Source organism: Pseudoalteromonas sp. NS-SX12 (genome assembly GCF_057367955.1).
This window is the reverse complement of the sequence record NZ_CM170634.1, coordinates 330,788-344,491: the sequence shown is the minus strand read 5'-3', so window position 1 is coordinate 344,491 and position 13,704 is coordinate 330,788. Positions and strand designations below refer to the sequence as shown.

16 protein-coding genes are annotated in these 13,704 nt (G+C 39.4%); 7 read left to right on the top strand and 9 right to left on the bottom strand.

All coding sequences use genetic code 11. The features are described 5' to 3' along the window. Nucleotides 1-131 precede the first annotated feature (131 nt). The 5 genes from AC2IOM_RS01685 to AC2IOM_RS01665 all read right to left on the bottom strand — a co-directional run bounded on the left by AC2IOM_RS01685 (nucleotide 132) and on the right by AC2IOM_RS01665 (nucleotide 4,792). Nucleotides 132-608, bottom strand: a complete 477-nt coding sequence (locus AC2IOM_RS01685; protein WP_486358929.1) for a hypothetical protein — start codon at nucleotides 606-608, stop codon at nucleotides 132-134. Nucleotides 609-1,102: 494 nt separating this feature from the next. Continuing rightward, nucleotides 1,103-2,311 (bottom strand): hypothetical protein, encoded by a 1,209-nt coding sequence (locus AC2IOM_RS01680; RefSeq protein WP_486358928.1) that lies wholly within the window; start codon nucleotides 2,309-2,311, stop codon nucleotides 1,103-1,105. A 96-nt stretch (nucleotides 2,312-2,407) separates the two neighbouring features. Further along, nucleotides 2,408-2,827: a hypothetical protein gene (locus tag AC2IOM_RS01675; protein WP_486358927.1), complete on the bottom strand. Its 420-nt coding sequence runs from the start codon at nucleotides 2,825-2,827 to the stop codon at nucleotides 2,408-2,410. Between the two features lie 225 nt (nucleotides 2,828-3,052). Further along, nucleotides 3,053-3,472 carry a hypothetical protein gene (locus AC2IOM_RS01670; RefSeq protein WP_486358926.1) on the bottom strand — a complete coding sequence of 140 codons (420 nt, stop codon included), beginning with the start codon at nucleotides 3,470-3,472 and terminating at the stop codon, nucleotides 3,053-3,055. 399 nt (nucleotides 3,473-3,871) lie between these two features. Beyond that, nucleotides 3,872-4,792: a DMT family transporter gene (locus tag AC2IOM_RS01665; RefSeq protein WP_486358925.1), complete on the bottom strand. Its 921-nt coding sequence runs from the start codon at nucleotides 4,790-4,792 to the stop codon at nucleotides 3,872-3,874. Between the two features lie 261 nt (nucleotides 4,793-5,053). Between AC2IOM_RS01665 and proB the strand changes: the two genes are divergently transcribed. From proB to AC2IOM_RS01640, 5 genes are all read left to right on the top strand, one after another. After that, nucleotides 5,054-6,175, top strand: a complete 1,122-nt coding sequence (gene proB / locus AC2IOM_RS01660) for a glutamate 5-kinase (protein WP_486358924.1) — start codon at nucleotides 5,054-5,056, stop codon at nucleotides 6,173-6,175. Continuing rightward, nucleotides 6,172-7,407: a glutamate-5-semialdehyde dehydrogenase gene (locus tag AC2IOM_RS01655; protein ID WP_486358923.1), complete on the top strand. Its 1,236-nt coding sequence runs from the start codon at nucleotides 6,172-6,174 to the stop codon at nucleotides 7,405-7,407. The genes proB and AC2IOM_RS01655 overlap by 4 nt, the downstream gene beginning before the upstream one ends. Beyond that, nucleotides 7,385-7,861, top strand: coding sequence for a methyltransferase family protein (locus AC2IOM_RS01650; protein WP_486358922.1), 477 nt, complete (start codon nucleotides 7,385-7,387; stop codon nucleotides 7,859-7,861). Before AC2IOM_RS01655 ends, AC2IOM_RS01650 begins: the two co-directional genes overlap by 23 nt. An 81-nt stretch (nucleotides 7,862-7,942) precedes the next feature. After that, nucleotides 7,943-8,314, top strand: a complete 372-nt coding sequence (locus AC2IOM_RS01645) for a glutaredoxin family protein (RefSeq protein WP_010560969.1) — start codon at nucleotides 7,943-7,945, stop codon at nucleotides 8,312-8,314. Nucleotides 8,315-8,431: 117 nt separating this feature from the next. Beyond that, nucleotides 8,432-8,797, top strand: coding sequence for a hypothetical protein (locus AC2IOM_RS01640; protein ID WP_486358921.1), 366 nt, complete (start codon nucleotides 8,432-8,434; stop codon nucleotides 8,795-8,797). 27 nt (nucleotides 8,798-8,824) lie between these two features. On the opposite strand, the gene AC2IOM_RS01635 is transcribed toward AC2IOM_RS01640, so the two are convergent. Next, nucleotides 8,825-9,790 carry an ATP-grasp domain-containing protein gene (locus AC2IOM_RS01635; protein ID WP_100912704.1) on the bottom strand — a complete coding sequence of 322 codons (966 nt, stop codon included), beginning with the start codon at nucleotides 9,788-9,790 and terminating at the stop codon, nucleotides 8,825-8,827. Next, nucleotides 9,790-10,134, bottom strand: coding sequence for a DUF413 domain-containing protein (maoP, locus tag AC2IOM_RS01630; protein WP_054979746.1), 345 nt, complete (start codon nucleotides 10,132-10,134; stop codon nucleotides 9,790-9,792). Before maoP ends, AC2IOM_RS01635 begins: the two co-directional genes overlap by 1 nt. A 106-nt stretch (nucleotides 10,135-10,240) precedes the next feature. On the opposite strand from maoP, the gene AC2IOM_RS01625 reads away from it, so the two are divergent. After that, nucleotides 10,241-11,113: a LysR family transcriptional regulator gene (locus AC2IOM_RS01625; protein WP_010560965.1), complete on the top strand. Its 873-nt coding sequence runs from the start codon at nucleotides 10,241-10,243 to the stop codon at nucleotides 11,111-11,113. On the opposite strand, the gene AC2IOM_RS01620 is transcribed toward AC2IOM_RS01625, so the two are convergent. Beyond that, the gene (locus AC2IOM_RS01620) at nucleotides 11,110-11,529 is read right to left on the bottom strand and encodes a GNAT family N-acetyltransferase (RefSeq protein ID WP_486358920.1); all 420 of its coding nucleotides are present in this window, start codon (nucleotides 11,527-11,529) and stop codon (nucleotides 11,110-11,112) included. The genes AC2IOM_RS01625 and AC2IOM_RS01620 overlap by 4 nt on opposite strands. A gap of 12 nt (nucleotides 11,530-11,541) precedes the next feature. Then, the gene (locus AC2IOM_RS01615; RefSeq protein ID WP_486358919.1) at nucleotides 11,542-12,147 is read right to left on the bottom strand and encodes a LysE family translocator; all 606 of its coding nucleotides are present in this window, start codon (nucleotides 12,145-12,147) and stop codon (nucleotides 11,542-11,544) included. Nucleotides 12,148-12,239: 92 nt separating this feature from the next. On the opposite strand from AC2IOM_RS01615, the gene AC2IOM_RS01610 reads away from it, so the two are divergent. Next, a complete protein-coding gene (locus AC2IOM_RS01610) occupies nucleotides 12,240-13,622 on the top strand; it encodes an aminotransferase-like domain-containing protein (protein ID WP_486358918.1) in 1,383 nt (460 codons plus the stop codon). Nucleotides 13,623-13,704: the final 82 nt, after the last annotated feature.

The window sequence follows — 13,704 nt, the reverse complement described above, 5'->3', positions numbered from 1 at the left end:
CTCCCTGTCTCGCATTATTCATTTAAATTGTATTTTCAGGTTTGATTAATGGGTGAGGGAGTGAACCTAAATATCTGACTCAATGGCAGGTTAGTGCCAAACTCGGCCGTTCAGTCCAGCTACTAAACTTTTTAATACCAAGGTTCAACTGTCCACATTGCTACAAAAAAAGTTAGCAAAGGTATGCCTATTACAAACACAAAAAACAAAATTACACTTATCACTTTTCGTTGCCATGTGGAATGAATAAATGCCATTTCTTGTATTGTTTTATCATTGGTGACCTTATTCATATTAACCCACGATATTATCAAATAAAAAATCATATACATGCCAAATGCAGACGTTCTTGTTCTTTTATCCAACTCAAACCCTTTACCTAACCACATACACAGTTCCCAATAACTCAAGCCACAAACTGCAAATGCTAGGTGAATACAAATTAACATTGTACATGCTTGTACAAGCATGGTTGGCCCAACACTCCCTCCATGCGTGCCTTTATTCATCTGAAGAAAGAAAAAGTAGTACATTACACAATGCACCAGTTTGGCTGGGAAAAAGAGTATTTCCGAAGTGCGTTTTTTGAGTTTGGTTAAAAAGTCCATTTTACTTCTTTGGTATGGAAAGATGATGAAAGTTAGCTCATTAATTTTATCGTTATCTAGTGGGCATCGTGAACTATTTTCACAATTTTATCAACGGCCGTTGTTCTCTCATTGCTGTCGGATACATAATTAAATTCAGAGGGTTACTTCCGCTTTGTGCCATAAACTGCCGTTGATTGGATTCAAAAAGCAAAGTCAATTACTCTAACACCATTAAATTTTATATCGGCAATGCACAATGCAAGACCTGACCCCAATCCTCCTTTATCCTCCTATGCAAGACCTGACCCCAATCCTCCTTTATCCTCCTATGCAAGACCTGACCCCAATCCTCCTTTGAGAATAACTGTTGAACACCCTTTCGAGCGTGTTCGCCTAAACACTTTTTGGATAAGTATGAGTTAGAGTCAACGGACGGTTCGTTACTGAACTCGTCCATTCGAAAGCCTATAAAGTGTTTAGTATTCAATACCAAAGTAGAACTTGGAAAACTATTATGAGTTTGTATTGCTAGTCATGCGGGTATTACTTTCTGAAATGCTATTGACTGGAATAAGGTCCATATTGCCCTGATTTTCTATAATGTAATTCCCGATTAAATTTATATACTTAGAGTATTCTTCGTTATGCATATATACATCCGATAGTAAATCGAATAGTTCCCAGTGATCTTTATAAGATAATTCATTGCTACTTAAAGCTCTATTTGCATAAGAAATCACAAGTTCGGTATCTCCTTCTTTATCTCGTTGAAAAAGGATATGAGAGATAAATTTTTCGACGTATGCTTTGTCAAAAGGCGTAAGTTGTTTCGTATTAGTTATGTAACTTATTAGGATTTCGCTACTTTTATCTAGATCACTTTCGTTATAGGCATCAAATGCTTTAACCAATACTTTGCCAGTCTCTGATGATGGATTCCTTTTTTGAAGGCCATTCTTTTTACGCAATTGGTCTTTATGTGATTTATAGATATTTCTAATCGCAGCAGCAACTACAAAAGACTCTTCAATCGAATTTAAACCTAGGCTAAGAGCATTATATCCTTCACTAATACATGTTTTATTACTTTCCTTAGTGTTACACATTATTGCTTGGAACTCTGACATTACTTGTAAGCGCAGTTTACTATTCTTTATTGAGTACTTTTCTAAACACGAGTAAAAGTATTTTGCGACTAGGTATGCATCTGAGTTTTTGTCAAAATCGATTTCTGGTTGCTCAAGTGGCTGCTCACACAAATGTTTATTTTTATCATAAAGCTGTTTCATTGAGGAAAAGTTTAACTCTAAAGCAGTTTCTATCTCCGCTTTTTCATCTTTATAGTTTTTAATAGCTTCTGGGTCTTTATCTATTATTTTTTTATAGTGCTCTTTGAACAGACTGTCTGAAACATATCCCAATCGTCCTAAAAACTCTAATTGAGCAAGGAGTACAATTGCATTTACATCTTCCTCTTCAACTAACTGCTTCAATAATGGCTTAGCTAGCTTTCGTTTATTTTGTTCAAAACTCGATGAGTAAATTAAAGCAAGATCATATCTTTTCTCTTGTTTTCCTAATGAGATTTCTGATTTTAAAAATGCAACATTCTTATTGAGTTGTTGCTCTTTATCTAGTGTATTTACAGTAACTTTTGGAGAAGTTGATTGGCATGCTATTAAAAATAAACTTGCTACGATTACAGTTATAATACTCTTCATTATATTTCCATATTTTATTATTTTTCTTCAACACGATATGTTAATTAATTAAATTAAGTCTCAATAGCGAACAAAGTTAACGCTTAGGCTTTTCTATCAATGCACTTTGTCTTCACTATTAAAATCGACCGCAAATAAACCAAGTACACCAATTGATATAAAAATAAATATTGCGAAGTTTGGCTTTTCTAATATAGCTAATAAGAAACTAACAACTCCAAATGGAATACACATGTAGGCGCCCATTCTAGCTTCTGAGCCATTTACGAATTTCCAATTAGTTCTAATTACTTTAACTAGGTAATAAATACCATATAGAAATAGTGGAATGGTAATTATTGGTAGCAATGGGTCACTTATGGTTAATACTTCGCCGTTTCCTCTACCGCCTTTATTGACCAACGGGAAATCTATTTCATGCGTCCAAAAAGACTTCAAAAAGAAGGGCATATAAAGTGCTAGTAAGTATCTAAAGGGGTTAACACCAAACTTTTTATTTCTCTTATTTCTTGGCAAACTCACATTCCTTAATGACTGTTCCTATTTATAGAACGTAAATTTTGCTTGAAAATATACTTTAAATCAATGACCGCTATTCGCTCATTACTGCCGGATACATAATTAAATTCAGAGAGTTACTTCCGCGTTGTGCCAACTACTGTCATTCGTATTAACTCTAAACCTATTTCATTGTCAAAAGCATCAGCCAGGTAAAAGCGCTGCCCTATAATGTCACCTAGCTCATTTTAACTTTTTAGCTACCTCTCCATACATCTGAAAACTTTCAATAACTAGCCAACTACACAGAAGTACACCTAAAAGAACTAACAAGCCACCGATGCAATTGGTTCTCTTAGGTAATCTTTCATACATAGAAATAATTTTTTTTCCATTATCATTCCTATGAAACAAAAAATAGTTGAATATCGCTCCAAAGACTCCAGTAATAAATGCAGCTTCAAAGGGATGTTGAGTACTCAAATCCCACTTAAAGAGTGAAGCAATGAATGTTAATCCCCCTCCTATAACCCAAAGACTCAAGACTATAAGAACTACCGAAGCACGCCAATACTGGGCGACACCGAACCATCCGAAGTCTGAAGTTTTCCCCATCAGTTTATAAATATGATAGTAAGTATATGTATATGGGTTAATTTTCATTTAAATTTTTGGTGAGAATATATTGAGTCGTAAATTATGTACTTCCAAATTACATTAATCAACGACCGTTATTCGCTCAATTGCGACCTTAAAGACTGTTGCTGAGATAGATCACCCCATTAATCAAACCTGAAAAAGTGGCTTAAATGAATAATGCGAGACAGGGAGCGAAACGGTCGAGCAAGTCATGCTGAGGCAGGGAAGCCGATTCATGGCGTTTATGTTCATATTTAAGACACGTTGAAGATTAGTTTGATTTTTGGGCACGTTTTTTGGTTCGTTTTTGTCGTGTAACAAAAATGAACAAGAGTGTGCCTTGGATGGCACAAGTTAAATTTAGGGATACGTTTAATATGAAAACGTGAGCATCGAATTAACGCAATACTCACGCAAAATTAGTTATCTTTCACTCCCAACCTCTACTGGCATGGTATCCATTTGCGGTTCGGTATCTTCTTGTGGTTTTGGCTTATGATGCTGGGCAATAACAACGCCAATAAATACACAGCCAATAGCTAACCACTGTTGCCACGTTAAGAACTCATGAAGAAGTAATGACGCCAGTAACAAGGTGAATACAGGGATAAGGTTTGAAAATGCAGCGGCAGTTAATACCGATACTTTTGAAATGGCATAGTTATACATGCCGTAGCCACCTAGGGTTACAAATGAGCCTAAGTAGATAATAGCAGCGATGCCTTCTATCGACATTTCAGTTGGTATTTCGACAAAAAACAAAAATGGCGTAAAAAATAAGGTGCCACTAATGCCTTGTAAGGCAATCAAGCTAAGCGGCGAGTAGCGGTGAGCTAAATGCTTTACGCACACTGCATAAATAGCAGCGCATACCATGGCCAAAAACTCTAAAAAGTTGCCTAAAATTGGATTGGGTGCGGCGCTGGTATCGGGCGATACAAGGGTAAGCGCAATTCCCCCCACAATACAAAAAACAAACCCGGTGATGATGGATTTAGATAAATATTCTTTCAGCATAAAAAACGCCAAAATCGCTACGATAAGTGGAAAGCAGCTCACAATGACACCCGCTTGGCTGGCAGAGGTGTATTCAAGGGCATAGCCTTCAAATAAAAAGTATAAGCAAGGTTCGGCAAGAGACATACCGAGCAGGTATTTCCAATCACCTTTTTGATAATCAAATTTTTTCACATAGCGCCAAAGCAGCATGCACAGACTAAATGTGGTGAGCATTCGCAGAAAAATTACTACCGCGGGGTGGTATAAATCAATGGCGTACTTTAAGGCAATAAACGAGCTTCCCCACAAAAATGTGGCGATCAGTAAACATAAACTAGCGGGCATAAACACTACTCAAATTTAAGGGGCAGTGAATTTTAACAGACTTTTATTGGTGCAATAAGCATCAAGCGATGAGTATCGACCAAAGAATAGCGGAACATAAAAATGCAAAATTTTATGCTGTTATAGATTAGATTTTCTTATTTAAATTTGGTTGATTGGGTGGTTTGCATGATATTTTTTTGTGTGAGACCATTTTACCCTTGTTGATTTTCTCAGCTTTGATATAACAAAGGTTGTTGCCTGAGGTGTTAGGTGTTGGGAATGAGTGACGGGAAAAAAACAATTGTTGTAAAGCTGGGTACGAGTGTATTAACCGGTGGTAGTTTTACTTTAGATAAAGCGCATATGGTTGAATTAGTGCGCCAGTGTGCCCAATTAAAAAAGAAAGGGTACAAAGTTGTTTTGGTATCGAGCGGTGCAGTTGCTGCGGGCAAAGAGCATTTACATTTAAGCTGTGATTTAAGCAATGTGAATAACAAACAAATGCTTGCTGCCGTTGGCCAAAGTCATTTAATTCATACATGGCAAACCTTATTTAACTTATACGGTATGCATGTGGGGCAAATGTTGTTAACCCGCGCAGATTTAGACGACCGTGAGCGTTATTTAAATGCACGTGATACGCTAAAGGCGCTGATTAAACACGATATTGTGCCGATCATTAACGAAAACGATGCGGTAGCAACACAAGAAATTAAAGTTGGGGATAATGATAATTTATCGGCTTTGGCTGCCATTCTCGCTAAAGCCGATAAATTGTTGTTACTAACGGATCAGCCGGGATTATTTACTGCAGATCCGCGCGCTAACCCAGATGCCAAGTTGATTAACTTGGTCGATAAAATTGACGCTAATTTAAAAGCATTGGCAGGCGGCTCGGGTACGCATTTAGGCACCGGCGGCATGGCAACTAAACTGCAAGCAGCCGATATTGCGTGCCGAGCAGGTGTTGAAGTGATTATTGCCGCAGGCCATAAAGACAACGTAATTGTAGATTCGGCACTAGGTAAAGATGTTGGCACACGTTTTGTAGCAACAGCGTCAGTGACCGAAAGCCGTAAACAGTGGTTAATGGCAGGGCCGCCAGCAAGCGGTGAGCTAATATTAGATGACGGCGCAGTGAGCGCAATGAAACACTCAGGATCAAGCTTGTTAGCAAAAGGCTTGAGTGATGTGCTTGGTAAATTTGAACGCGGTGCTATGGTGAAATTATGCGACCAAAATGGGGCGCAAATAGCACGGGGCATTTGTCGTTATTCATCAAGCGATCTGGCCCAGATAAAAGGGCAACATTCCGAGCAAATCAATCAATTGCTCGGTTACGACTACGGGGCGGTGGTGATTCACCGCGATGATTTAGTACTTTTTGGAGGATTAACGTGATTACGCAATTAGCACAGCAGGCAAAGTTAGCAAGTTTTGATCTCGCTGTGGCGACAACAGCACAGAAAAATACAGCATTAGAAAATATTCGTTCCATCATTTTAGAAAATGCCGAACAAATCGAACAAGTGAACCAGCGCGATATAAATGCAGGTAAAGAAAATGGCTTAACCGAGGCCTTGCTTGATCGTTTATTATTAAATAAAGAACGCATTTTAGGCATTGCCGATGATATTCAAAGCTTAATCGCAATGGATGATCCTGTAGGCGGTGAATATGATGGGAAAGCGCTTGAAAATGGCCTGCGCTTAAAAAAACAAATTGTGCCATTAGGTGTGGTAGGCGTTATTTATGAAGCGCGCCCCAATGTTACGTTAGATATCGCCTGTTTATGTTTAAAAACCGGTAATGCCAGTATTTTACGCGGCGGTAAAGAAACACTTAATACTAACACTTACTTAGTTGAATTAATTGGTAAAGCACTTATTGATGCCGGCATTAATAAAGACGCAGTGCAATTAATTACCAACCCAGATCGCGCTTTAGTGCTTGAGCTTTTAAAGCAAGATAAGTACATCGATATGATTATTCCGCGCGGTGGCGATACGCTGCAAAAAGTATGCGTTGGAAATAGCACAATACCGGTGATCACAGGCGGTATTGGTATTTGTCATTTATATGTTGATGCTTCTGCTGATTTGCAAAAAGCATTGGATGTCATTGAAAACGCCAAAGTACAGCGCCCAAGTGTGTGTAATGCGCTTGATACTGTGCTTATGGATGAATCAATTGCAAAGCAGTTAGTGCCATTATTAGCACAACGTTTAGATCAAGTGACGCTTAAAGGCTGCGAAAGAGCAGCTGCGCTGAGTGAGCGCGTTAGCCAAATTGCTGATGGTGAGTACAGCAAAGAATGGTTAAGCCTAACGCTTGGCATAAAAGTCGTTGATGATATTAACCAAGCGATAATGCATATTCGTGAACACTCATCAGGTCACTCAGATGGTATTTTGTCTGAAAGTTTGAGCAATACCAATAAGTTTGTTGCAGCGGTAAATTCTGCGGCGGTATATGTTAACGCGAGTACCCGCTTTACTGATGGTTCGCAGTTTGGCTTAGGTGCTGAAGTTGCGGTATCAACACAAAAGCTGCATGCCCGTGGGCCTATGGGCTTAGAGGCATTAACTACATATAAATGGGTAGGTGAGGGTGATTACCTCATTCGCCAATAAGCTAAATAATAAAATCCCACCCCCTGTGGTGGGATTATCTTGTATGGTGGGCATGTATTTAGTGTCGGATGCTGAATTCACATTTGAGATTATTCGCACACTTAATTTTAAACTGTTTGTACTTGCCGTTTTGCTTGGGGTAGCGATTGCCCTTGCTGGTGTTATTTCATTTCGAAAAGCGAGTACCACGGTAAACCCACTTAAACCCGAAACCGCTTCAAGCTTAGTTACAAGCGGTATTTTTCAATACACGCGAAACCCAATGTATTTGGGCATGGCTTTCGCGATTTTAGGCTTTGCTATATTACTTGGCAGTTGGTTAAGCCTTTTAGGTGTTGTGGCATTTATGTTGTTTATTGAGCGCTTTCAAATTAAACCAGAGGAAGCCGCACTAACAGAGTGCTTTGGTGATCAGTTTACACGCTACAAAACAAACGTCCGCCGTTGGTTATAAGTTAGACTTTTCTTACTTCGGGCTAACCTTTATTCGTTCCAGCATTTACAGTAAAATGCCGCCAAATTTATTGGAGGTTGTATGAAGTTTGTTCGTTGGTTATTAGGCCGCATTATTTTGTTTTTTGATTTTATTACAACACCACGTGGTGTTAAGCGCGATGCACAGTTACAGGCTGAAATTGACGCAAAAACCCAAAACCTAAGCTTGTATCAATTTAAAGCGTGCCCGTTTTGCGTAAAAGTACGCCGTGCAATGAAGCGCAACAGCTTAAATATTGAGTTACGTGATGCAAAAGCCGAAGGTATTCACCGTGAAACGCTTGCAGCAGAGGGCGGTAAGGTCAAAGTGCCGTGCTTACGTATTGAGCAAGACGACAAAGTAACATGGCTTTATGAGTCGAACGATATTATTGCCTTTTTAGAAAATGAAGTAGCAAAAAAAGCTGCTTAATTTTCAATAAGTAGTAAAGAGTTTTACAAAACGCAGCTTCGGCTGCGTTTTTTGTTTTTTCATGTTTTATATGTAATATGTCACAGTGTTGTTTTGCTTTTTGTTATGGAGTGACGAATGAAATGGCTGATATTACTCTTATTTTTTCCACTGAATTTATATGCGAGCCAATGTGGTAAAGACATGGATAAATCCTTAGTAGGTGGTGGATGTGTTTGCCCTATTGGTAAGGATTGGCGCTACGGTCAGTGCGTCAGCTATGGCTTGCCTGAATTTGCCATTGATAATGGCGAAGGCGGGTGGCAATGCATTGAAGGCTATGTTCAAAAAGATAAACGCTGTGAAAAGTACATTGTGCCGGTAGTAGATAGTAAACTTGTGAAAGTAGCAGTACACGATTGTGATGGCACAACAACGGGTAAATGCAAATTACCTAAACAAATTCAAAGCTACTTATTAAAGAAACAAAAAACGCAGCTCTAGGCTGCGTTTTGCTATTAAAGCAATTTATTAGCTTTTTTCTTCCACTTGCTTTGCAACTGGTTTGGTTGCCTTTTTAGCGGAGGCTTTATCAAAAATACCTAAGCGAATGCGAATAAAGTGAAAGATTTCACGCGGTACGTCAATATCGACTGCGTTTTCTAATCCCTCAAAGCCAGGCGATGAATTCGCTTCGCAAATCTTAAAGTGTTCTTGATCGAATAATAAGTCAATACCTGCTACATCTAAGCCAAGCACGTTGGCAGTTTGTGTGGCAAGCCATTCAATTTCAGGGGTAATTGGGTAAAGTTTACCAACGCCACCTAAGCTTACATTTGCTTTAAAGTTTTCGCCGTTTGAGTTACGTTCCATACAGGCAATTGCACGACCACCAATGGTAAATACGCGCAAATCTCTACCGTGACTCGCTTTTACAAACTGCTGCAAAATAATATTTGCTTTTGGACTTGTTGCTTCAATTAATTGCATTAAGTCATCAAATTCGCCCGGTGATTTTGATAAAAATACACCGCTGCCTTGCGAACCCGACAGGGTTTTTACAACCACAGGAAAACCAATTTGCTTTTCAACTAACGCCACGTTTACTGGGAACTTAACCAGCATGGTATCGGGTGTTGGTAAGTTTTTTTCAGCTAAGATTTGCTGTGCAAACAGCTTATCTTTTACGGTTTCAATTGAATGCGAGCTGTTTACACAGTAAACACCTAAGCGCTCTAAGTGACGAATGACAGCAAGGGTAAAGTAGGTTGTGCCAGCACCCATGCGTGGCATTACAAAATCAGGAAGTTCCTGACGTTTACCATCAATTAGAATACTTTTTTCGTCATCACGGGTTACCGTTAGATCGAACTGATCCGGTGAAAATACCTGTAATTCAATATTTTCTTCTTTTGCTACTTCAAGTAAGCGGTGTATTTCGTACGCTTCTTGACGTAATAGCATTTCGTTTTGCTTGTAGATTATCCAACCACGCATTAGTAATTACCTTCTAATTCATTAAATGCGTTATCAACATTGGCTTTAACTGAACTACTTAGCGTATGAAATCGTTTGCTTTGAGTAGCCGATTTATACTTGTGCCACAAACTCTCTAATCGAGTTTCGGGGTCTCGTTTTGTAACGCACATAGCCACAAAATTCTCTTCAGTGTGATTTTGTGGCTCTGCTAGTTGATGTTCTAATTGAAATAATCGCTTACCGATGGCTGTTAACAATTCTGCTTCTTGAATTGTAAAGTGTCCGCTACGGTTAAATCCTTGTGGAAAATTCAGGTCATCATAGAAATTGCTTGTTTTTACAAAACCATGTAATAAGTCCATATGAGATACTCATGTTGACAACTTTGCCCATTTTGGCGGAGTATGCGTGAATTGTGTTTACTAAGTACAACAATAAAAATTTATCGTCACGATAAGAGATGCTGCTTTGGATATCGAATTAGTTAAAACCTTTATAGAAGTAAAAAATTGTCGCCATTTTGGTAAGGCGGCTGAAAATTTATATTTAACACAAGCTGCTGTAAGTTCGAGAATTCGTCAGCTTGAGCAGTATTTTGGCGTAGAGCTATTTATTCGCAACCGTAACAATATTCAGCTTACGCCTGCGGGCGAACGATTTGTTTCGCATGCCGAAGTGATGATGCAAACATTGCGTATGGCAAAGCAAGATGTAGCATTAACCCAAGAGCAAGTGACGCAAATTTCTATCGCAGGTACGCCGAATACGTGGGATACCTACATTCATGATGCGATTTCAAAAATATACGCGACGCAACCTGATGTAAGCTTGGTGGCTGAAATTTTAGCGCGAGAGCAGATCACGCGACAATTGTTAGAGCGCTCACTAGATATCGCAATTATTTTTGATCCGCCCAAAGCGGAAGAGCTTAAAATTGAATTACTGCATACTTTTGCATTAATCCCAGTATCAACTTCAAGCGAGCCAATTGCTAGTCCAAGTGATGTAACCCGTTATATTCGTGTTGATTGGGGCACTAATTTTACGGCATGGCATGGAAAAGAGCTTAAAGGCATGGCAACACCATTAATGCGAACCAGTACAGCACGTATCGCTCTTGATTTAATGCTGCAGTGCGGCGGCACGGCCTATTTACCCGATGTATTAGTAGAGCCTTTTATTGAGCAAGGCTCATTGCACCGATTAGATGCATTACCTGAGTTTAAGCGCGATGTGTATATCGCGTATCACAAAGAGAATGAGCATGCCCAAAAACTGCATGCTATTCGCCGTATGTTAGGTAAAGAAGAGCCAGAAGCACCCACTATTATTGTGCCTTAATCTCGATAAATATTGGGTAAATAGATTTCCATATTTGCGTCTGGGAACTTAGGCGCTTTAAAGCCAAATTGTTGATAAAGCCCATGCGCATCTTTAGTGGCAAGGGTGAAACGCCTTAAACCTTGTAATTTTGGATGTTCAACGACTGCTTTTATGAGAGTTTTGCCAACTCCCAAGCCTCGGTTGTCGGGTAAAACAAATACATCCAATAAATTAGCGAATGTGGCATAGTCACTTACTACCCGTGCAAATGCGAGCAGTTCATCCTCATCACTTTTTACAACAAAGCATAGTGAGTTGCTTAACGCTGTTTTTAGTGTGTGTTTTGGAATATTTAAACACCAATATGCATGAAGCGATAAGAACTGATGAATGTGTTCAAAATCATGCTCATCAATTGTGTGGCTCACCTTCATATTGTTAATTCCTTAATAAAAGATAAGTGGTAATGTCAGTAGTAACAGACTTGCCATAACCAAATTAAAACGTTTTAGCTTTTGTGGATTTTGTAGAAATCCCTTTAAGTAACGACCAACAGCAACCCAAAAAAACGAGCAAGGTAAGGTCGCCAAGTTAAATACGATTACACCTAGCAAAGCTGATGGCCAGTACTGTTCATTAGGTAAAGTCAGTGCGGTAACTAAAGTGAGTAACATTGCCCATGATTTAGGATTCACCAATTGAAATAGCGCTGCTTGGCTAAACGTCATAGGGGAGGCGCTACTGTTACTGCTATTTGGCTTACCACGCACAATTTTAATGGCTAAATAAATAATGTAGCTGGCGGCAAACACACTTAATACTTGATGCAGCATTGGATACTGTTCAAACAGCTTGCCAAGGCCAAGCAACATAGCTAAATGCATACACGTCATGCCGATACGAATGCCCACAATATGCGGCAGCGTTTTACGAAAACCAAAATTCGCCCCTGAGTAGGCGAGCAGAATATTATTTGGCCCAGGTGTGAGTGTGGCACTAATGCTAAATAATATAAGTGCAGGCAATAATGATAATACTGTGCTGGTTTCCATTTTGATCCTCTAATTGTATCAATACAATTTCATATTTATTTATATTGTTAGCAATGGCATATTATTTAAAAAGGATCAATTTAATTATTGTTATGAATACAATTTGGTTGCCAGATGTTGCGGAGTACCAAAAGCTCTGCAAATTAAGTTCAAAATATCAATCGCTTGCAGATTTAATTGAGCGTGTCGCCCAATCTGGGGTAATTTCTGCAGAGCAAAAATTACCAGCGCAACGAATTTTGGCCGATCACCTTGGTGTGACTCATGGCACGGTTACGCGCGCCTATGATTTACTCGTTAAACGCGGCATTGCTACGGCAAAACTTGGGGCAGGCACGTTTATAAAAGCGCAGTCAGTTCATCTGGATGAATTAGACGATACCGATTTTTCATCGAGTATGATGCCGCTTATGGGGCAGCAAAATGTATTGGCCGAGCAAATGCGCAAGCTAGCAAATAACGCCTCTGCACTGACAAATGTTTTGCGCTACAAACTCAATGGCAGCGATGAACTACAACATACCTATAAAGCCTGGTTGAACGATAAAGGGTTGCAAATTGGTAAGCAGGAACTAATTTTTTGCCAAGGTGCTCAGCAAGCGATTTATAGTGTGCTTGCTGCATTGTGCCAACCTAGCGACACGGTACTTCACGAAGAAATGTGTTATCCGGGTTTTTATCAAGCATGCGATTCACTTGGTTTAAACACCAAACCGATGGCGCTAACGCCGCAAGGTATCGATTTAAACGCGCTTGAGGCCTACTGTAAGTCACATACCGTAAAAGCAATTTACATTACGCCAAACTGTCAAAACCCCACCAATATTCGCTATGACCAAGAAACATTAGATGGGCTGCTTGCGCTCAGCCAGCGTTACAACTTTTTTATTGTTGAAGATGATGTGAACTACTGTTTGCCTGAAAACTGGCGTTTACCGCTTTGGCAAACTGCCAATGACAGAGTGTTTTATATAGGTAGTTTTTCAAAATACTTTGCTGGAGGCCTGCGCGCTGGTTACTTAATTGCGCCATTTTTGTGGCAGCAAGCAGTACTTAAGCAAATTCATAGCCAGTGTTGGTCGGTTTCAATGATGAATTTTGAGTTGTTAGCACTTGCATTACATGATGATGAATTTAAACGTAATCAATTGCAGCTTGCAGAAGAAGTAAGAGCGCGTATCAACTTACTGCGAGCGCTTTTTGAAAAACATGGCTTAGAGGCCATATTTTCGGGCTTGAATGTGTATTTACCACTGCCTGAGCATATCAATATGTTCTCATTAGCAAATCAATTAAAAGCAAATCGGGTGATTGTGCGAACAGTTGATGTGTTCACACGCAATGGCAACGCGAATTGCAACGCACTGAGATTTACTTTGGGTGGTCCCAGCTCACGACACGCATTTGAACTCGGTCTTGCCCGTGTAGATCAAGTGCTACGGCATCGTGATGGTGGAATTGAGGTGGTAATTTAGCTTAAAAAAGTGTGGGAATGACTTCGAAAAATAGCCGTGGTGTGCTATCTTTTCGCCAATTTTATCGCTATCGATTTATAAG